The sequence below is a fragment of the Sphingobacterium sp. B16(2022) genome (assembly GCF_012030425.1).
Classification (GTDB): domain Bacteria; phylum Bacteroidota; class Bacteroidia; order Sphingobacteriales; family Sphingobacteriaceae; genus Sphingobacterium; species Sphingobacterium anhuiense.
The window spans coordinates 1,029,900-1,049,573 of the sequence record NZ_JAAUVN010000002.1; the positions used below are offsets into that span (position 1 = coordinate 1,029,900).

Below are 19,674 nucleotides of genomic sequence, written 5' to 3' on the forward strand. Positions count from 1 at the left end.
AATTATTTATTTTTAACTCCATCCCAAATGATGTTTACAACATCTTCGATGCTTTCATTTGATTTTAATTTGTTGTGTTTCACTCCTTTAATTGCTGATACAGCAGTTCCAAAGAAGACGCAAGCTAATGCTTCTACATTGGTGTCTTTTAATTCGCCTTTATTGATTCCTGTTGTTAAGAATTTAAGTATATTACTTTGACCACTAATAGATTCATTTGTTTCATAACTGTTCACCTTATAATAAGGAGATGAGTAAAATTGTTCAAAAAAACTGAACATTTCTACATGTTCTCTGTAAAATTTTACAAAGCCTTTCCATATATGAAAAAAAGTGTCTTTATAAGTCAATTTATCATCCAGCGATCCAAAGATTGCTTCATTTAAAGTGTCGCCACAGTATTGAAACAGGCTAACGATCAAATCATCTTTCGATGGGAAGTAATGATAGATTGTACCGATTGCGACATCAGCTTCCTGAGCTATCTTGCTCATCGCTGTGCCATGAAATCCATGATCTTTGATCAACCGAAGTGTGGTCTCAAATATGGAAATCACTTTAGAATTATTTTTTGTGTATTGAACGTTCATTCGGTTCCAAATGTAGAAATTTTAATCAAATCTAAATGTCAAAATATTGTAATGAAAAACTATATTTTATTCATTGCAGACATCTATTTATTCGCATTTCCGCTGTTAACATATTTTAACATTTAGTTGGTTTGCTAATCAATTTGCATGGCCTATATTTGTACCATCATAATTTAGGTTTATAATTGGTTAGTAAAGGTTTTCATTCTCCCCGTTTGAAAACCTTTCTTTTTTTACCTAAATAGGTACCAACACAAAAAAAGCCTAGTTGATTAACTAAGCTTTCTTTAAATCATGGAATGTCCTACTTGCAATTTTTTAAACTCATCTGAACTTCTTCTAGACTGAATATTTTATCTTGCTTACCAAAATTTGTGGTAATATAGGTTAAAACATAGGCGATATCGATGTCGGTCAAGATTTCATTCGCTGGCATTTTAGTGTTAAATGTTTTGCCCGCAACTACAATTTCTTCTTCTAGTCCATTCTTAACAATACAGGATAAATGATCTCTATTTTTTGTTAAAAATTCTACATCGGTTAATGGTGGATATAATAGGCCTAAGCCTTCACCCTTATCGCCATGACAATTTTTACAATGATTAATATATATTTTTTGTCCATTTACGGCATATTGTGCTGTCTTTATATCTTTGCCTGACTGGCAACTGCTTATCGAGCATAAAGAATATAGAGCGATCAATACTCCTAAAAGATATAGTTTTATCATTTTACTTTTCTTCGAGTAGGATAGCAAGTTCTTTTTGTAGTTTCGCAACTTGCTCATCATTAGTACCGTCATAAGCACCGCGTATTCTTTTTTGTTTATCTACTAATACCAGATATCCTTGATGATCGTATCCTCCTGGCGCATTTTTGTCTTCTGCTGTGTAGACCAGGTATTGGTTTGCAATTCCATAGATATCAGCTTTTGATCCCATTACAAAATTCCAATGATCATTGCTAACACCCAATTTATTGGCATATTCTTTTAAGACATGTGGCTGGTCATATTTGAAATCAATGCTATGTGATAAAAAGTAAACTTGATCACTATCCTTATATTGCTCGTATACTTTCAACAGATTTCTATTCATAGTAGGGCATATACTTGGGCAATGAGTGAAAAAGAAATTAGCGATATACACTTTGTTATCAAAATTCTTATCCGTTATATAGACACTATCTTGGTTTAGAAATTTGAAAGGGGGGATGGTATGGTATAGGGTATCAATAACCGTCTTACCATCTATAATTTTCTCTACTGGTTCACGTTGACCATAAATAGGAAGTGTAACTGTATTAGACTGACAACTAGATATTGTAAATGTTGTTAGTGCAATAAGAAAAGAAGCACCAATCTGAATTGATTTTAACATATTAATACTTTTTTAAGATTTCTTGTTTCTCTTTTGATACACGATCAAAGACTGCTTTCATGTCTTTTACTTTAGTCAATTCGCGATTAGCATAATCTACTGTCGTTGAATCGGCACTATAGTCTTTCATCCAATCCATCATATGATCTGTTGCATCTTCGAGATTGCTTTTTAACTGAGACAATTCTTGTCGAGTATTTGTTGTATCTAGATCAGGTTTAGCTGTTTTTATAGCACTAAGATTTGTGAGGATTGAATCGATAGTAACTGCATCTTTATCAAAAATACTTACTTGCGGCATGATCTCATCATGAATTTTCATGGTTTCTTCTTGTGTTTTCGCTAAATCATTTTGATTATTTGTATTTGAGCTATTGGCACATGAAGTTATTGCAAAAGCTGACGCAACTAAAAAAGCTAATTTTTTCATATTGAAATATTTTGTCTGTTACCGACAAAGATACCAAATAGATAAAGAAGATAATAGCTTATTATACTCTGGTGTATGTAAAATTCAGGTCACGAATATAGATTTCATTTTTCGCAATGGCACAAATTTCATTTTGATCGTTCACAATTTCTACAGAAAATGTCTTAATGATCCGACCTCTGTTTTTAAGTGTATCCATGCATTCATTAAAATCCTCGTCAGTTATTTTGATCGAAAATCTAAGATTGGTCAAGCCAGGCTTTTTATATTCAATGGATGCTGATTTGAGCCAAGCTACAGTTTTTTTAAATCCATGCGATTGTAAGCGCTGATCAATAAGAATCGCATAAAAAGGATCAACTGCTGAAAAAATTGTTCCACCAAATATGGTACTGTTTGAGTTTTTATTGAAAATACTTTTGATAATTTTTACATCCACACCTTGAAAGTCTGTATGAATTTTTTTGACCCATATGCGTTGGAATAAAAATGGCGGGTAAATTCTTAATAACCACTTTAGGGATTTGGGACTATACAACATGGTGCAAATGTAATACAATAAATTAAAATTCGTTTGCTAATTGATTTGTAAAAATGGTTCCACAATGATATTTTTATAAAAAAATAAAATATGGCTAACCAACCCGAAATGTCCTCAAACAAGAATGTTTGGATTATTATTCTTGTTGCCTCATTGGGGTATTTTGTTGATATATATGACCTCATTATCTTTTCGATTGTTCGTGTAAAATCTTTTGAAGAAATCGGTGTTTCTCCTGCGGATATGCGTTCCGAGGGGGAGTTTGTATTAAATATGCAGATGGGTGGATTACTGATTGGAGGTGTGATCTGGGGGATCATTGGTGATAAGTTTGGGCGATTGAAAGTCTTGTTTGGTTCGATTTTGCTGTATTCATTGGCGAACATATCGAATGGTTTTGTACATGATGTGATGACGTACGGTATCATTCGTTTCATTGCCGGTATTGGTTTAGCGGGTGAATTGGGAGCCGGTATTACCTTAGTTAGCGAAAGCATGCATAAATCTAAACGAGGGTATGGTACCATGCTGGTTGCTACAGTTGGTGTCTTAGGCGCCGTTTTAGGATATTTTATATCTGAACAATATGATTGGAGAACTGCTTACTTTGTTGGCGGTGGTATGGGATTGTTGTTACTGTTAATGCGGGTAGGGGCACTCGAGTCTGGCTTGTTTAAAACAGCAGAAGAGAAAACAGTAGTGAAGGGTAAGTTTAGTATGCTTTTCACTGATAAACGTCGTTTTAAAAGATATTTATACTGCTTGTGCATCGGATTACCGATTTGGTTTGTGGTAGGCGTACTTGTTACTCAGGCTCCAGAGATTGGTAAAGCGCTACATGCGCCAGTTGTTCTTAGTGCTGGAAAAGGAGTTTTGTTCACCTATCTGGGGATTTCTTTAGGGGATTTACTGGCAGGTTTATTAGCTCAGGTTTTGAAATCACGAAAGAAAGTCGTTTTACTGTGTCAAATAATTATCCTCGTAAGTTCTTCATTGTACTTATTAAGTGATGGTTTGTCTGAGACTAAATTTATATGGCTTTCCTTTTTTATGGGACTTGGTATAGGTTATTGGGCAACTTTTGTCACCATATCTGCAGAACAGTTCGGGACGAATTTGCGAGCTACAGTGGCCACTACTGCACCTAACTTTGTTCGTGGAGCACTGATCCCTTCAACAATATTGTACGGTGTTCTTGTCAATCACTTGGGTATTATTACAGCCGCATTTATGATGATATTTTTATTATCAGGAATTGCTATATATGCATTAACACAGCTCGAAGAGAGCTTTGATAAAGATCTGAATTATCTGGAAGAAGAATAGGCAAAAATTAGCGCTTTGGACATTTGCCGCAACGATTCCCTTTTTTATATTTCTTACAACATTTTTTGAAACAAGCACATGAAAAAGGAGAAAACGGACTTGATGCTTTTGTATCAGCACAAAAATCTATTTTCTCCTTTGAGAATGTATCTTGAAATTCTGTTCCTTGCAATTCTGAAGTATTCATAATGCAAAGATATATATTATTTATAAGCAGTCTAAATAAAAAACGTTAAATTACATCTTTTTTAGTAAGTTGTCAATTACTTTAGGGTATTGCTGATGTTCTAATTGTTGTCCTTTAAACTTAATTACCTCTAAAGTGTCATGAGGCTCTACTTTAAAGCGGCCTTGATAAATTACTTCTCCTTCATCAAAATGCTCATTTGCAAAATGAATTGTTATGCCATGCTCTGTTTCTTTATTTGCCAATACGGCTTTATGAACATGATCACCATACATACCTTTGCCACCATATTTAGGTAACAGCGCTGGATGGATATTAATAATCTTATTGGGAAAAGCTTGTAAAAGATTATTAGGAACTAACCAAAGGAATCCTGCAAGTACAATTAAGTCAATGTTTAAGTTTTTTAACATTTTAACAATTTCGTCCGATCTGAAAAATTCATTTCGGTCAAATACGTGGACAGGTATTTCAAAATTATCAGCTCTTTGGATAACATATGCATCAGCATTATTGCTCAATACGATAGCGATTTCGGCATCTTCAGAATATTTAAAATACTCCATTATTTTTTGGGCATTGGAACCAGAACCTGAAGCAAATATGGCAATACGTTTTTTCACAGTTTAATTGTGTTAAGTGACGTTCTAAAAAAAGTTAATCAACCAAACTTACGTTATTTTTTGTAAATAAACTAACAGCTTGGTGTTATGTGTACAATTTGACTCGTATATTTAACCTTTGGCAATACTGTTTTATTTTTAAGCTTATGAAAACATTTACATTAATACTAATTACTTTTTTACTTATACCAACAAAGCGGGTCAGTGCTCAGGCGCCTGCACAGATCCCATATTTTTCTCTTCAGGAGGTATTTACCGGTAAATCTTTTAAAACGTCCGATTTACCAAAGGAGGGACTTATCATTTTTAATTACTATGACACGGGCTGTAGTCATTGTCAGAAAATGGGGGCGGGGATAGCGGATCAGCTACAGGCGTTTAAAAATATTAAATTCTACTTTGTTGCCATGAATGATGTCGAATATGTGGAAGGATTTATAAATATGTTTGCAAAGAAATTGAGACCTCATCCTAACGTGTCTTTTATTTTAGATAAAAATGGACAGTTTATCAGCTTATTTAAACCTACACAAACACCTTCACTGTATATCTACGATGCAAAAACACACAAATTATTAAAACATTTAGATGGTGTTGATGATGTTAAGGTATTGCAAGTAGCTTTGCAACAGCTAATCAAATAGTTTTGCTTGTCTTCTAGTTGTAATTTTTAAATACAAGAGTCTTTTTTTGATACAACTAATTATAAATATTTGCTATTTTTGCGACATCAAATCAAGATATGAGCGACTCAATTAAACACGAGTGCGGTATTGCACTTATTCGACTGTTAAAGCCCCTTTCTTATTACCAGGAAAAATACGGTACGCCTTACTACGGCATAAACAAATTGTACTTATTGATGGAAAAGCAACACAACCGTGGCCAAGATGGTGCGGGTATTGCGACCATAAAATTCGACGTAAAGCCAGGAAATCGGTACATTTCTCGTTACAGAGCGATGGGATCCAGTGCTGTGGCTGATATCTTTGAATATGTACAAAAGAAGTTTGCATCTGTACACAAGGCATATCCGGAGGAATCTAAAGATACACAATGGTTAAAAGATAATGTTAGTTTTACCGGAGAGGTATTGTTAGGTCATTTGCGTTACGGTACTCATGGTAAAAATAGCATTGAAAGTTGTCACCCTTTCTTAAGACAGAACAACTGGATGTCTCGCAATTTGGTTGTTGCCGGTAATTTTAACATGACAAATGTTGACGAATTATTGCAACAGTTGTACGAGCTAGGTCAACACCCAAAAGAAAAGGCAGATACAGTTACTGTATTGGAAAAAATTGGACATTTCTTAGATGACGAAAACCAGGATTTATTTGACAAGTTTAAGAAAGAAGGTTATTCTAATATTGAAATCAGTTCTCTGATTGCAAAAAACTTGGATGTTCCTAAGATCTTAACGCGTTCAGCAAAAACTTGGGATGGTGGTTATACGATTGCAGGTATATTTGGTCATGGAGATGCATTTGTTATGCGCGACCCTGCCGGTATCCGTCCTGCTTTCTATTATAAAGACGATGAAGTGCTTGTTGTTGCTTCGGAAAGACCAGTTATTCAGACTGCATTTAATATTCCTATTGATAAAGTGCAGGAAATTAAACCTGGACATGCGTTGATTGCAAAAAAAGATGGGACAGTTACCGAAGAAATGTTTAGAGAGCCTGTTGAGCAAAAATCATGTTCTTTCGAGCGTATCTATTTTTCAAGAGGTTCAGATGCTGATATTTATAAAGAGCGCAAAAAATTAGGTCGCCTTTTATGTCCGCAAGTATTAAATGCAATTGATAATAATATTAAGAACACGGTATTTTCTTTTATTCCAAATACGGCTGAAGTATCTTACTACGGTCTGATGGATGGTATCAATACCTACGTTAGAGATTTTCAAAAGGATGCCTTATTAAATAGAGCGGATAAGATTGATGACGGTGAGTTAGAAGATATTTTAAGCATTCATCCTCGTTTTGAGAAATTGAATGTGAAAGATGCTAAGTTACGTACATTTATTACGCAAGATGCTGATCGTACTGATATGGTACAGCATGTATACGATACAACTTACGGAATTGTTAAAGATCATGAAGACACAATCGTTGCGATTGATGATTCAATTGTAAGAGGAACAACCTTAAAACAAAGTATCTTAACAATTTTAGATCGTCTGAATCCGAAGAAGATTGTAATTGTTTCATCAGCACCGCAAATTCGTTACCCAGATTGTTACGGTATCGATATGTCTAGAATGGGTGAGTTTGTTGCTTTTGAAGCGGCTATATCGTTATTAAGACAACGTGGTTTAGCACATATTATTGATGAAGTATATCAAAAATGTTTGGTTTCGATAACAGCAGATATTGACGACATAGAAAATTATGTCAAAGCTATCTACGAACCCTTTACAGATGATGAAATTTCAAATGAAATTGCGAGAATCATTACGCCACATCATTTGAAAGCTGAAGTAACAGTGATTTTCCAGACTTTAGATAATTTACATATTGCTTGTCCTGATCATAAAGGTGACTGGTACTTCTCTGGTAATTATCCGACTCCTGGAGGAAATAAAGTTGTTAATAAAGCATTTATGAACTGGGTAGAAGGTAAGAACGTAAGAGCTTACTTCAGCAGTTAATAAGAGCGAAATACATATTATAGAAAAGGCCCGATATTTATATATCGGGCCTTTTCTATAATATGTATTTTAAGTCAATTTTAATCTAAAATAATCGATTGTATACCTATTCGTTAGAACTGCTACAAACGTTTCAAAACAAAGTAAAATCCTACTGCTGTACACGCGAGAACGGCAGAGGTAGCCCACCAAAGTGCTGTGAATCCAAAGGATCCAACTATATTTGTCCCTAAAAGCGGTGAAAAAATATTCGCAGCAGAGAAGGCTAATGAATTGAAGCCCATATAAGCTCCCTGTGTTTTGGCTGTTGACCTGTTTATGGTTACAGTTGCCATAAAAGGCAGTGTTAACATTTCGCCGATGCCAAACACGAAAAAAGTAACATAGAGCATGAATACTCCTGCATGTATATTGAACATGGCATAAGATATAGAACAGAAAAGTGTTCCGATTACCAATGTTTTTGTGATGGTCAATTTGTTTTCTGCAATATGTACAATAAACATCTCTAAAAGAACGATAATTAAACCGCTCCAGCCCATTAAAAATCCGATCTCATGTTCATTTAAGTGATGCACTTCACGATAGAAAATAGGAAGTGTCGATATGAGTTGGAAAAAACATAATGAGAATATACAGCAAAGGATATTAAAGATGATAAATGGACTATCTTTATATGGATTTCGTTCTTTTTTATGCTGCGATGTCGTGGTAACAGGTGCTGTTTTTAAAGTTTTTAAATTGTTTTTTTCCTTCTTATAGAAAAATAGAAAAAAGACAACCGCTGCCACTGCTGCCGCCATTGCATTTCCGTAGAATATCCAGTTAAAGGATATCCCTGCTAAAAAGCCACCAACCGCAGGTCCAATTGAAAACCCCAGGTTAACCGCTAATCGATTCAATGAAAAAGCACGTGTTATATTTTCAGGTTTTGCATAGCTTGCGACCGAAACCGAGTTGGCAGGTCTGAATGCGTCAAAGACAGCACTCAAAATAAAGATCATTATACCTAAAGACTCGACAGTCCTGAAGTAAGGAGTGATCAGAAATAGGGGAGCTGCTAATGTCAAACTGAGTAGCTGGACTTTAAAACTCCCAAATCGATCTGTCAGCCAACCCCCTACATATGAACCGCAAACAGATCCAAAGCCGAAACACATCAGAACAAGACCAACCTGCTTAATGTTGAAATTAAGAGCCTGGGTCATGTAAATTCCTAAAAATGGGATTACCATGCTTCCCATTCTGTTGATAAGCATTACAATTGCGAGCAACCATGCGGAGCGCGATAACCCTTTGAAGGATCCGATATAGATGGATAAAAGTTTTTTCAAGTGAATATGTAAAAAAAGCCAAAGGAATAAATCATATCCCTTTGGCTAGATAAAAATGTTATTTTTAAACTAATTGGGATGCTTCGATAGAATTGTTAATTTCATAAGTTGAGGCTAACATATTCTTTTTACCTGTCGAAGGTTCAAAAATAATATCAACTCTTCCTAAGTTTATTCCTGCAAAACCCACTTGGTTAACGGCTGTCTTTGTTCCCTTTAAGTTCGTTACAAAAGTAGGTTCTTTCAAAAAGGTATGCGTATGTCCACCAATGATTAAATCGATATCACTAGTCTTGGAAGCTAATACGAGGTCGGATACCTTCTCACTTTCGTATTGATACCCTAAATGAGATAGACAAATGACAAGGTCACATTTATGCTTTTCCTTTAATTCTTTGACCACACGGTTCGCAACAAGAATTGGATCCAGGTATTTCATGCCTTTGAAATTATTCGGATCAACCAGCCCTTCAATATCTACCCCTAAACCAAAAACACCAATCTTCACTCCACCTTTTTTGAAGATGGTATAATCTTGTGTTTTTCCTTCCAGCACTGTTCCTGTGAAGTCATAGTTTGCCGTTAAAAAAGGAAATTTGGCGTGATCCAGATATTTGATAAGCCCATTTAACCCATTGTCAAATTCGTGATTACCAAATGTACCCGCATCATATCCCAATTTGGTCATTAAGTCAAGCTCTAATTTCCCTCCAAACAGATTAAAATAGGGAGTACCTTGGAACATATCGCCTGCGTCCAACAAAAGAACATGATCTTCCTCAGCCCTTACTTTTTTGATAAGTGTACTTCTGCGCGCAACTCCTGCCAATCCTTGATATCTACCGCCATCCATAGGAAAGGGTTCAATTCTGCTGTGAACATCATTGGTATGTAGAATGGTTAATTTTATTTTTTTTGAACCTGCAAATGATGAGAATGGTAACGTACCAAAGGTTACTGCTGCAGAAAGGCCTGCGGCAGTCTTTATAAAGCCTCTTCTATTTAATGATTTTAACTCTTCCATCTAATTGCATATTAATTTTTTGACCATTTTTTGTAAAGCTGGAAATATAGTCCATCAAGCTTTCCCTTACTTTTTGAGGATAATCAGTTCTTTTAAGCGCATGTGTAAATAAATCTAAATTATCTCCTCCATTCGCTAGGTAATCATAGGTGACTACTTTATAGGTTTTATTTTTGTCTATATCTTTTCCCTGTACCTGAATATTTATTGGCTTTTTGTCTTGGATAGATAAGGTAATTCCTGAAACAGGTTGCCCCCCTGTTGCCGCTATAAAGTTGGCGAGTTGTTCAATTTGTTCACCGCTCAGCTCCATCACTGTAAGCTGATTTTCAAATGGCATAACCTCAAAAACACTCTCTACAGTAATATCTCCCGCTTTTATTTCATTGCGAATACCGCCCTTTGTTGCAAAAGCGATATCAGCCTTGTTGTTGATTTTTTCACTGGCAACCAATAGCGCTTGTGTAAAGAAATTTCCCATTAAAGTTTCAGGAGTCTTTTCTTTAGTCAATGCAACTTCCGAGAAGCCGATTACCCGGTTCATCTCTGCCTGCATTTGCTTTTTATAGGGACTATAAATAGCTACGATCGCGGTATCCTCAACGGTGCTTTTATTGATCTCGTATTGCTTAAAGTCCTTTTGGACAGGACTTAATTTTTTGCTGCAAGATGTGCTAAGTAAAATAGCTAAAAACCCGAAGGTTACATATTGAAGTTGATGTATAGTAAGTTTCATCATGTAATAAGTGTTTTCGGTACAAATGTAGATAATAAAAGCCTAACATTTTTGTTAAGCTTTTATTATCAATATGCAAAAGAAGGCGCTTTTTCTAATTGGCAATCTCTGGTTTTTTAATGTCTTTTCTGACCACTGCATCTCTTTGATTTCTCAATCGTATTGATTTCCGACGATCTGCAATGGTAGTTTTTGTGATTTTTGCAACCATTTTATTATTCTTATATAATTTCCAGTTCATCAGCAATACGGAAACCAATATAATAACTAGGCCTATTACTTGTATGTATGTCACGGCATGGCTACTGAAAAAGTAACTTAATACCAATGCTACAATAGGATTAACATAGGCATATGTACTTACTTCCGTAGCAGGTCTTACTGATAGCAACCAGATGTAAGAACTGAATGCTAAAATAGATCCAAAAACAATTAAGTACGATATATTAAACCAGTCGATAGGCGTGACCTGTTGAAAACTAAAATGAGCAAATTCACCATTTAAGCTGGCAACAATTGTAAATAATACACCTGCTGTAATCATCTGCCATGCAGTCTTTACGGAGACATGTAAATCTTCCGTCTCTTCTTGCTGGCTTTTCTTCTGGTATTTGGAATATAATGAACCTGCAGTCCAGGCGATAGATCCAAGCACCATAATCACTAAAGCAATAACGGTTATTTCTTTATTTGCAGAAGATTTGCTTGCGATGATTTGCTCTACAAAGAGTAAAACAACACCAGCAAAGCCTAAAATCAAACCAGCGATGGTAGATTTGCTGCTGAAATTTTCTTTCCATTTTGGTTTATCAAGAATAACAAACCAAATCGCCGCTGCTGCCGCAATAATCGCTGCAACACCACCTGAAACATATTGCTCTGCCCAGATAAGACCACCCATATCAATAAATAAGAGTAAAAATCCGACAACAATAGAATCGCGGATTGCTCTCTTGTTGAATATTTTATAACCCTTCAATACACAGTACCCCATCAGCAAAATACTTGCAGTAATAAACCTAAAAGATCCTAAAATGAATGGCGGGAAACTGTGAAGCGCTTTTTCAATAAAGAAAAAAGTCGACCCCCATACAATGTATACGACAGCATACGCGAGTACGATCATTAAAGGGCTTGCTTGTTGTACTTTATTATTTAACATCTCTCTATTCCTTTCCTAAATTATTCCGGTATAACTAATTGTTGTTCTTCTTTCACTGTTTGCAAAACAATTGTGGTTCTTGTTGAAATTATTCCTTCAATTTTCCCCAAAGTGTTACGCATCAAATCGACTAACGCAGTAGAATCAGCCGTCCGAACTTTGATTAGGTAACCATCATCTCCAGCAATATCATGCACTTCCTGCACTTCGGGTATCTCTGCTAGAAGAATACCGACTTTCTGTTCTCCAATTATATCGTTCGCTTTGATAAATATAAACGATAGTAATTTCTGATCAATTGCCGCTGGATTTATCTTGGCGTTGTATTGTAGGATTACATTTTTTTGCTCTAATTTTTTAACACGTTCTAAAATCGCAGAAGGAGCCATACTAAGCTCTCTTGCTATATCAGCATTATTGATTCGAGCATTATCCTGCATTAAACGCAAGATTTTGAAATCTACATGATCTAAATTATATTCTACTTTTGTCATATCGAATGCAAAGGTAGTGATATTTCGAATAATATTCAAATTATTTAGTTAAATTCAGAATATAATTCTATTTGCGAGGTTATTTTTTTTAGAAAAAATAGTCTTTTCACTAGCCTGAGTACTAGTTTTTTTTATTTAATAATCTGATTATTAGGGCATTTGTGTTCTTTTGAATTATCTTTGGTATTTTAGGTGTCTCATCGAATATTATTCGCTAAAGGTTTCCATCGAGTATTTTTCACGTAATATTTTAATGATATAACTGGTGCTAAGAGTGACAATCAATCCTATGAGACAACCAATAGTGACACAGGCAAAACGATCGAGTGCGGCAACATATGACTTTAATTGATGTTCATGAACCACGACAATGATCATGGCTACCATTGCTGTACGGGCCACACTTAGGATATTGAATAACCTGCATATAGCGACGGATGTGATGACACCCAAAAGCATAGACCACATCTGAGGAAGATTGGTAAAATAAAACAGTATACCCGTCGCCGAACCAATAAAATTAGACTTAGTTCTATCAAAAGCAATTTTTGTTGCTTCATTATCATCCGGAGAAATCACTAAAACAATAGAAATTAAAGCCCATATTGCTGAATATTCAGGAAAGCTGATATATAAAAAGTAACCAATAGAAAAACCGATCAAAATACGAATCAGATAGATGATGAAGTCGGAGTGAAGGCTATATCGCATGAGGGTTTTACGCATCTTAAAATATTTTACTGCAAAAGTACATCTTATTTGCAGCATCAAAAAATCATATACATGCGTTTTTATGCATGTTTAATATTGTTTTTTCATTTTCTTGCATTATCAATTCTTTTCATTATTTAAAATAGTTAGATTTGTTGATACAAATTATACCATACTGTGAAGGAAAATATTTCTTTAGATCAATTATCGCAATCTTTAACGGGGGACTTGTATTATGATGATTCTGCTTATCACCATACCATCCGTCTTGCCTATTCCACTGATGCATCCGTGTACCAAGAACTACCTTTAGCTGTAGCGATTCCCAGAAATAGTGGAGATATCAAAATTTTAATACAGTTTGCATCTGCAAACGGCATTACGATTATTCCGAGGACAGCAGGTACATCCTTAGCTGGTCAGGTTGTTGGAAATGGTATCGTTATGGATATCTCGAAGTATTTTAATAAGATACTTGAATTAAATGTCGAAGAACAATGGGTGCGTGTGCAACCTGGTGTTATTCGTGATGATCTCAATCATTACCTCAAACCATTTGGCTTCATGTTTGGTCCAGAAACCTCAACAGCAAGTCGTGCGATGATTGGTGGAATGATCGGTAATAATTCCTCCGGATTACATTCCATTGTATGGGGCGATACCCGTCAAAATTTATTAACAGCGAATGTCATATTAGATGATCAGTCTGAGGTCGTATTTGAAGCGTTGGACGAAGCATCTTATTTCAAGAAATTAATACAAAAAGATAGGGAAGGTGCAATTTACCGCGAATTGAATGCGATGTTGACAGTGGAAGAAAATATGCAGGCAATAGCATCGGGATATCCCAAACGGTCGATAACAAGACGAAATACAGGATATGCACTGGATATGGTATCAGATAAAACTGCTCCTTTCAATATGTGCCGTCTATTAGCTGGTTCTGAAGGAACCCTAGCGATCGTTACAGAGGCCAAGTTGCAATTATTACCATTACCGCCTAAAGAATTAGGTCTCCTATGTATCCACTTTGACGATATGATTGCGTGTATGGAAGGTAATGTGATTGCTTTGTCACATAATCCCGAAGCCTCGGAACTTGTCGATAAGTATATCATGGATTTTACTGTCGGGCACCCCACTTATCAATATAATCGTTTTTTTATAGAAGGTGATCCCAAAGCTTTGCTTATAGTGGAGTTCAGAGGAAATACGCCAGATGAAGTGGAAGCAAAGGCGATGGCATTGAAGGCCGCGTTGATTCAAAAGCATTTGGGTTATGCTTATCCATATATAACAGGTGAGCAGACCAATTTGGTTTGGGATGTACGGAAGGCGGGTTTAGGGTTAATCCGTAATTTACCCGGAGATAGTCAGCCGGTTAATTTGATTGAGGATTGTGCGGTTTCTCCGGAAGATTTACCTGCATATGTAGCAGATATTCAAAATTTATTGATTGCAGAGGGAGTTCACGCATCTTATTACGCGCATGCTGGAGCAGGAGAACTCCATATTGAGCCTTTTGTTAATTTAAAAACAGAATCGGGGGTAAAAACTTTTCGCTCGATCTTAGAAAAGACAACAGATTTAGTTTTAAAATACAATGGATCTTTAAGTGGTGAGCATGGTGATGGTCGTCTGAGAGGTGAGTTTATTGAGAAAGTTTTAGGAGGAAAAGTCTTTAAACTCATTGAGCAGGTTAAAGAAATATTTGATCCTAAAGGCGTATTTAATGCCAATAAGATTGTAAATACACCACCAATGGACACCCATCTCCGTTATGATAATAATAAAAATACAACACAGATAAAGACCTATTTCGATTTTTCGAAAGAGGAAAGTATCCTACGTCTGGCCGAGAAGTGTTCCGGATCAGGTGACTGCCGAAAAACAGAAATTACCGGTGGAACGATGTGCCCCTCTTTTATGGCTACACGCGATGAAAAGGATACGACACGCGCTCGTGCCAATATGTTGCGTCAATTTTTGACAAATTCAACAAAAGAGAACCGGTTTGACCATGAAGAATTAAAAGAAGTGATGGACTTATGTTTATCATGTAAAGGTTGCAAAACTGAATGCCCTTCTAGTGTTGATGTAGCTAAGATGAAAGCCGAGTTTTTACAACATTATTACGATGAGCATGGTGTGCCCTTCCGGTCGCGAGTGATTGCAAATTTCACAGAATCTCAAAAATTAGGATCACTGGTAGCGCCCTTATACAACTTTGTTGTCAAAAATGACTTTTTAGCGGGCCTTGTAAAAAGAACCATTGGTTTTGCCCCTAAGAGATCACTGCCGTTGGTAGCTGGTACTACATTGTCACAATGGGTGAGAAAGCAGAAATACAAGACAGATGCAAAGCGGCGTGTATACTTATTCGCAGATGAATTTACAGAATATAACGATGCCGAAATAGGTATTACAGCATATAAATTACTAACTGCTTTAGGCTATGAAGTGATTATTCCAAAACATATTGAGAGTGGCCGAACTTATCTTTCAAAAGGTCTGGTTAAAGAAGCGAAGAAGATCGCTAATAAAAATATTACTTTTTTGAAAGATCTAATAACAGAGGAGACCCCCTTATTAGGAATAGAACCATCGGGTATCATTACCTTTAGAGATGAATATCTTTCTTTGGTAGATTCGGATCTCTATGAAGATGCAAGTAGAGTAGCTAAAAATGCATTGATGTTTGATGAGTTTTTACTGAAAGAGATTGAAGCTGGCCGTATTCAAAAAGAGCAGTTCAGTACGCGTGAGAAAACAATTAAGTTGCATGGACATTGCTATCAAAAAGCATTTCATTTAGTAGAAACAACAGAGAAAGTCTTGTCATTTCCTCAAAACTACCAAGTAGAGGTGATTCCATCAGGCTGTTGTGGTATGGCGGGATCATTTGGTTATGAAAAAGAACACTACGACATCTCGATGAAAGTAGCAGAATTGGTTTTGTTGCCTACTGTCCGAAATACGGATTCTTCTACATGGATTGCTGCGGCAGGTACATCTTGCCGGCACCAGATTAAAGATGGAGCGGCAAGACATTCTTACCACCCTGTAGAAATCTTATATGATGCTTTAATTAAGTAAAACAATCAATCTATTTTATTTGTTTATCAGTAAAAATCGTTAGTTTTAGTAAACGATTTTACTGATAAACATAATTACTGAAAAAGATGAGAAAAATAAATCAAATTGCTGTTCTATCTGCGTTAGCTTTTGCGACAGCATGTGGCAACACTACCCAAAACCAACAAGGTGGCGATAAATCAAAAAAAAGTAACATTCCTATTGAGGAATTGACCATTGATGGACCTGTCACTAATAATAAACATCTTTTCTTACGTATTGTTGATGATGTAAAAACGGATTCTAGTTACATCTATACGGCTAAAAGTACCTTCAAAGGAGATACTGTTGGATTGAAAGTAGAAGTCGTAAATCTTATCCCTGCCGGAATTATTGATGATGTCGCTAATGAAGATGTTGGTTTTACAAAAGGTAAAATTAAAATTTCTTCTTTAGGTGCAGAGAGTGATGCTTTTATAAAAGCATTGGGTAAAATATATGAAGTACCAGCTTCTGGCCCTTTCGCAAGTGCAACATTGATACCGACAGTTTTCTCTTCAAATAAAGTAAATGCTGATCTTGATAAAACAGCAACTTATAGCTTTAAATTATTTTTAGAGCAAAAGTCAGGGGAACCGGCTGAAATGTTTTTCAACATTGATACGTATAAAAAATCTTTAGAATTTAAAGAGAAAGATCCTAAATTCCGCGCTCCGTTTATTTCCGCACTGGAAGGTAAATAAGCTTTAAAATCATATTATAAAAAAAAGGCTTTCTATTATTAGAAAGCCTTTTTTATGTTAGAAATCAAATTTTATTCTAGCCCTTATGCCCGATTTAGGAGCACCTGGGTGATCAAGATAATTTAATCTCCGGACATAATCTACGCGAAGTATTTTGAAAATATTGGACAATCCAACACTAGCCTCCATGTATGGATCCGATCCAAAGGTGTACGAAGATTGTATATTGTCAGCATTTTTCTGAAAGTCAAATACTTTGTCAGAATGATCTGGGTTGTTCTCATCTCGAAGCCCACCGTATACAGCTTTAAAACTAAATACTTCACGAAGTTTTAGCTTTTTAATACCAGGAATTTTGTTTAACAAGAAACCATTCATGTAGTATTGGATGTTAGCGGATGCATGGTGGTCACTGACAAATTCCAAGAAGTTCATCAAATTGTAAGAATTAAGCTGATATGCATAAGTCTGATTCGCACGGTGTATCGTTAAGAAAGGAAATGGAATTCCTTTACCAGCAATATAAGTACCTGCGACATCAATATCTGCATAGCCGAACTGGCTCAGGTAAAATCTTTTGAATGCTCCTACGTTAAAGTTGTGATAACTATATTCGCCTTTGAATACATCTTTAAGTCCAGCCGTGTAGTTAAAGTTAAAAATAGGGTATTCATTAAATATAGGAGTACGATAAAGCTTTCCTTGATAAAACTGTTCATTCGGAGCGTAGCGAATATTTACTGATAACTCCGTTGAATTGATTTCGTTGAACACTTTAGTTTGACCATTATCATCTATGATCTGATACCTTAAAGATCCTGCTGGCGATTGTTTTGTTGCATTAAATCCCAATCCAATACTTAAGCGATTTTCAAATTCTTTTCTATAATCAACGCGATAAACATCATTATAGATGTAATTTTCATTATCACCTCTTTTGAAGGATAGCAAAAAGTTATCTTCTTGTATAAATTCTAAAGCTTGACCAGGAATCTTGGTGTCACGTTGGAACGATGCCCGGATGTAGTGTTGTGGAAATGAATAAACAGACTTATTGTTGAAAGCATAAGTTCCGCTTAAAAAGTATTTCCATTTTTCATCTTTAAATCCATATGCTGCATACGATTCAGCATAAAACCTTTTACTGAATGATTCTGTAGTTCTACCACCAACACGTAGTCTAAATCCTTCGACAGGGTTAAAGCTATAAAAAGTATTTACCGGACCAATTTCAACAGGACCAGCCTGTTTATATCCCGATAATACCAAAGCTGCAATATCCATAAAGGTTTTAAAAGAAGGAATCTGTTGCAGGGTGTCGATATTATGATAAATATTCAGCTCATTTTTCGTTAAAGGAATTTGACGTTGCGTATCAAAAAGTTTTCGAGTACCCTTTCCATCTGCTATATTGTAAGCAATTACCGTTTCAGGACCACTATAAATACTATCCGGTTGAACAACGCCAGTTTTATAATTTTTATAGTTGACAGTTCTATTACCACGAATACCTGTTCCTTTATCTGTTAAAGAAAAATCAATACCAAGTGTACTTTGACTTAAATAGAATCTTTTACTCTCATCCTGATCAAATTTTAGTTCAATATTCATGTCCCTTACAAAGTTCAAATTGATATCATCAGCGACAGTCATATTAGCACCTTGTACAGCATAGTTACCATCCAGTGTAATATATAACTGGCCTTTGAAAAGCATGTCCGCTTTATTGCGTGGAAAAAAACTAAGTTCAACTAACCACGGTTGCTGTGTTTTTATCGTATCTGTGATAAAAAACTTGTAAAATGTGGGAGCCGAGTTGGCGATTGGACTTAAAAATTGATTCGTTACCAGCGTGATATTGTTATCGTAAATATCTACTGTCTCATAAAGTTTATTGAAATATGCACTTAAACCATCATTATCAATAAATTTGGGATCAAATTGCGCACGTTGCTCTCCTATGATATATTGTTTTGTTTTTTTAGGGTCCTTACGAAAATATACTTTTGAAAGTTTCTCTTCCATAAAAGCAGGCAATAGATATTTATTTGCAGTTTTAGCCGAATCATCTACTTCAAAAAGAAATTGGTAATTTTTGAATATTTTCTTGTTTACAAATTTCTCTGACAAATTACTCAGTCCTAAAGAGATCTTTTCATATTGGTCATACTGCGCGAATTGTTGCCCTGTTAATCTATTTTTACTTTTATTTTCGATTACTTTACGGATCAATGCGACAGCAGGATTATCTTTGTTTGTATACTTTCTCTTTTTTGCTCTGACTACAACCTCGTCAAGGGTATTGTCCTGAGATTCCATCAATACCTCGATCTGTTGCGTCTCGTCATTCGTAACAAATACATCTTTATAATCATACCCAACACTTGATACACGGATTTTCACATAATTCTTTGGAAATTTTAAGGTGAACCGTCCAGACTCTTCAGTCGAAGTAGCATTGCCGGGGGCTGCAGGTGCTCCAACAACAGCAACTGTCGCGTAGCCAATCGGTTGTTTCGTCTTGCTGTCCTTAACGATACCCTGTACTGTTTTTAATTGGCCTAATGCTGCAGTAATACTTACTAACATGACTGATGCCAGTAAAAATAGTGTTTTTGCAATTGTACTGCTACTACGTTGGTATTCCATAATTTTACATTAATTAT

The 19,674-nt window shown here is 35.6% G+C and carries 19 protein-coding genes; 5 read left to right on the forward strand and 14 right to left on the reverse strand.

Annotated elements, in window-relative coordinates:
• Positions 1 to 2: 2 nt before the first annotated feature.
• The 5 genes from HCX49_RS14395 to HCX49_RS14415 all read right to left on the reverse strand — a co-directional run bounded on the left by HCX49_RS14395 (position 3) and on the right by HCX49_RS14415 (position 2,940).
• Positions 3 to 590 carry a TetR/AcrR family transcriptional regulator gene (locus HCX49_RS14395; protein WP_132772678.1) on the reverse strand — a complete coding sequence of 196 codons (588 nt, stop codon included), beginning with the start codon at positions 588 to 590 and terminating at the stop codon, positions 3 to 5.
• A gap of 304 nt (positions 591 to 894) precedes the next feature.
• Positions 895 to 1,320 (reverse strand): c-type cytochrome, encoded by a 426-nt coding sequence (locus HCX49_RS14400; protein ID WP_168127460.1) that lies wholly within the window; start codon positions 1,318 to 1,320, stop codon positions 895 to 897.
• Between the two features lies 1 nt (position 1,321).
• A complete protein-coding gene (locus HCX49_RS14405; protein ID WP_021189714.1) occupies positions 1,322 to 1,969 on the reverse strand; it encodes an SCO family protein in 648 nt (215 codons plus the stop codon).
• A 1-nt stretch (position 1,970) separates the two neighbouring features.
• Positions 1,971 to 2,399, reverse strand: coding sequence for a hypothetical protein (locus HCX49_RS14410; RefSeq protein WP_021189715.1), 429 nt, complete (start codon positions 2,397 to 2,399; stop codon positions 1,971 to 1,973).
• Positions 2,400 to 2,460: 61 nt separating this feature from the next.
• Positions 2,461 to 2,940, reverse strand: coding sequence for a DUF4442 domain-containing protein (locus HCX49_RS14415; RefSeq protein WP_021189716.1), 480 nt, complete (start codon positions 2,938 to 2,940; stop codon positions 2,461 to 2,463).
• A 90-nt stretch (positions 2,941 to 3,030) separates the two neighbouring features.
• On the opposite strand from HCX49_RS14415, the gene HCX49_RS14420 reads away from it, so the two are divergent.
• Entirely contained in the window at positions 3,031 to 4,266 is a 1,236-nt protein-coding gene (locus HCX49_RS14420) for an MFS transporter (RefSeq protein WP_237682806.1), read from the forward strand.
• A gap of 7 nt (positions 4,267 to 4,273) precedes the next feature.
• Here the strand turns inward: HCX49_RS14420 and HCX49_RS14425 are convergent, their stop codons facing one another.
• A complete protein-coding gene (locus HCX49_RS14425) occupies positions 4,274 to 4,453 on the reverse strand; it encodes a hypothetical protein (protein ID WP_132772682.1) in 180 nt (59 codons plus the stop codon).
• Between the two features lie 50 nt (positions 4,454 to 4,503).
• Complete coding sequence (gene purN, locus HCX49_RS14430; protein ID WP_132772684.1) at positions 4,504 to 5,076, reverse strand: phosphoribosylglycinamide formyltransferase; 573 nt, start codon at positions 5,074 to 5,076, stop codon at positions 4,504 to 4,506.
• Between the two features lie 146 nt (positions 5,077 to 5,222).
• Between purN and HCX49_RS14435 the strand changes: the two genes are divergently transcribed.
• A complete protein-coding gene (locus tag HCX49_RS14435) occupies positions 5,223 to 5,720 on the forward strand; it encodes a peroxiredoxin family protein (RefSeq protein ID WP_168127461.1) in 498 nt (165 codons plus the stop codon).
• 98 nt (positions 5,721 to 5,818) lie between these two features.
• The gene (locus HCX49_RS14440) at positions 5,819 to 7,729 is read left to right on the forward strand and encodes a class II glutamine amidotransferase (protein ID WP_168127462.1); all 1,911 of its coding nucleotides are present in this window, start codon (positions 5,819 to 5,821) and stop codon (positions 7,727 to 7,729) included.
• A gap of 122 nt (positions 7,730 to 7,851) precedes the next feature.
• Here the strand turns inward: HCX49_RS14440 and HCX49_RS14445 are convergent, their stop codons facing one another.
• The 6 genes from HCX49_RS14445 to HCX49_RS14470 all read right to left on the reverse strand — a co-directional run bounded on the left by HCX49_RS14445 (position 7,852) and on the right by HCX49_RS14470 (position 13,205).
• Positions 7,852 to 9,063 carry an MFS transporter gene (locus HCX49_RS14445; protein WP_132844751.1) on the reverse strand — a complete coding sequence of 404 codons (1,212 nt, stop codon included), beginning with the start codon at positions 9,061 to 9,063 and terminating at the stop codon, positions 7,852 to 7,854.
• 64 nt (positions 9,064 to 9,127) lie between these two features.
• Entirely contained in the window at positions 9,128 to 10,087 is a 960-nt protein-coding gene (locus HCX49_RS14450) for a metallophosphoesterase (RefSeq protein WP_168127463.1), read from the reverse strand.
• Positions 10,062 to 10,826, reverse strand: coding sequence for a 5'-nucleotidase C-terminal domain-containing protein (locus tag HCX49_RS14455; RefSeq protein ID WP_232789236.1), 765 nt, complete (start codon positions 10,824 to 10,826; stop codon positions 10,062 to 10,064). Before HCX49_RS14455 ends, HCX49_RS14450 begins: the two co-directional genes overlap by 26 nt.
• Positions 10,827 to 10,917: 91 nt before the next feature.
• Positions 10,918 to 11,985 (reverse strand): EamA family transporter, encoded by a 1,068-nt coding sequence (locus HCX49_RS14460; RefSeq protein ID WP_168127464.1) that lies wholly within the window; start codon positions 11,983 to 11,985, stop codon positions 10,918 to 10,920.
• Between the two features lie 20 nt (positions 11,986 to 12,005).
• Positions 12,006 to 12,479, reverse strand: a complete 474-nt coding sequence (locus HCX49_RS14465; RefSeq protein ID WP_021189230.1) for an Lrp/AsnC family transcriptional regulator — start codon at positions 12,477 to 12,479, stop codon at positions 12,006 to 12,008.
• A gap of 207 nt (positions 12,480 to 12,686) precedes the next feature.
• The gene (locus HCX49_RS14470; protein ID WP_132772694.1) at positions 12,687 to 13,205 is read right to left on the reverse strand and encodes an FUSC family protein; all 519 of its coding nucleotides are present in this window, start codon (positions 13,203 to 13,205) and stop codon (positions 12,687 to 12,689) included.
• Positions 13,206 to 13,367: 162 nt separating this feature from the next.
• Here HCX49_RS14470 and HCX49_RS14475 point away from each other — a divergent pair, with 162 nt between their 5' ends.
• On the forward strand, positions 13,368 to 16,286 hold the full coding sequence (locus tag HCX49_RS14475; RefSeq protein WP_168127465.1) for an FAD-binding and (Fe-S)-binding domain-containing protein: 2,919 nt from the start codon (positions 13,368 to 13,370) through the stop codon (positions 16,284 to 16,286).
• An 86-nt stretch (positions 16,287 to 16,372) separates the two neighbouring features.
• Positions 16,373 to 17,008: a hypothetical protein gene (locus tag HCX49_RS14480; RefSeq protein WP_132844744.1), complete on the forward strand. Its 636-nt coding sequence runs from the start codon at positions 16,373 to 16,375 to the stop codon at positions 17,006 to 17,008.
• Between the two features lie 57 nt (positions 17,009 to 17,065).
• On the opposite strand, the gene HCX49_RS14485 is transcribed toward HCX49_RS14480, so the two are convergent.
• The gene (locus HCX49_RS14485) at positions 17,066 to 19,657 is read right to left on the reverse strand and encodes a DUF5686 and carboxypeptidase-like regulatory domain-containing protein (protein WP_168127466.1); all 2,592 of its coding nucleotides are present in this window, start codon (positions 19,655 to 19,657) and stop codon (positions 17,066 to 17,068) included.
• Between the last annotated feature and the right edge of the window lie 17 nt (positions 19,658 to 19,674).

Excerpts from the sequence above, each read along its gene's own strand:
- HCX49_RS14395 (WP_132772678.1), bottom strand. The coding sequence starts at position 590 with ATGAACGTTCAATACACAAAAAATAATTCTAAAGTGATTTCCATATTT.
- HCX49_RS14400 (WP_168127460.1), bottom strand. The coding sequence starts at position 1,320 with ATGATAAAACTATATCTTTTAGGAGTATTGATCGCTCTATATTCTTTA.
- HCX49_RS14405 (WP_021189714.1), bottom strand. The coding sequence starts at position 1,969 with ATGTTAAAATCAATTCAGATTGGTGCTTCTTTTCTTATTGCACTAACA.
- HCX49_RS14410 (WP_021189715.1), bottom strand. The coding sequence starts at position 2,399 with ATGAAAAAATTAGCTTTTTTAGTTGCGTCAGCTTTTGCAATAACTTCA.
- HCX49_RS14415 (WP_021189716.1), bottom strand. The coding sequence starts at position 2,940 with ATGTTGTATAGTCCCAAATCCCTAAAGTGGTTATTAAGAATTTACCCG.
- HCX49_RS14420 (WP_237682806.1), top strand. The coding sequence starts at position 3,031 with ATGGCTAACCAACCCGAAATGTCCTCAAACAAGAATGTTTGGATTATT.
- HCX49_RS14425 (WP_132772682.1), bottom strand. The coding sequence starts at position 4,453 with ATGAATACTTCAGAATTGCAAGGAACAGAATTTCAAGATACATTCTCA.
- HCX49_RS14435 (WP_168127461.1), top strand. The coding sequence starts at position 5,223 with ATGAAAACATTTACATTAATACTAATTACTTTTTTACTTATACCAACA.
- HCX49_RS14440 (WP_168127462.1), top strand. The coding sequence starts at position 5,819 with ATGAGCGACTCAATTAAACACGAGTGCGGTATTGCACTTATTCGACTG.
- HCX49_RS14450 (WP_168127463.1), bottom strand. The coding sequence starts at position 10,087 with ATGGAAGAGTTAAAATCATTAAATAGAAGAGGCTTTATAAAGACTGCC.
- HCX49_RS14455 (WP_232789236.1), bottom strand. The coding sequence starts at position 10,826 with ATGATGAAACTTACTATACATCAACTTCAATATGTAACCTTCGGGTTT.
- HCX49_RS14460 (WP_168127464.1), bottom strand. The coding sequence starts at position 11,985 with ATGTTAAATAATAAAGTACAACAAGCAAGCCCTTTAATGATCGTACTC.
- HCX49_RS14465 (WP_021189230.1), bottom strand. The coding sequence starts at position 12,479 with ATGACAAAAGTAGAATATAATTTAGATCATGTAGATTTCAAAATCTTG.
- HCX49_RS14470 (WP_132772694.1), bottom strand. The coding sequence starts at position 13,205 with ATGCGTAAAACCCTCATGCGATATAGCCTTCACTCCGACTTCATCATC.
- HCX49_RS14480 (WP_132844744.1), top strand. The coding sequence starts at position 16,373 with ATGAGAAAAATAAATCAAATTGCTGTTCTATCTGCGTTAGCTTTTGCG.
- HCX49_RS14485 (WP_168127466.1), bottom strand. The coding sequence starts at position 19,657 with ATGGAATACCAACGTAGTAGCAGTACAATTGCAAAAACACTATTTTTA.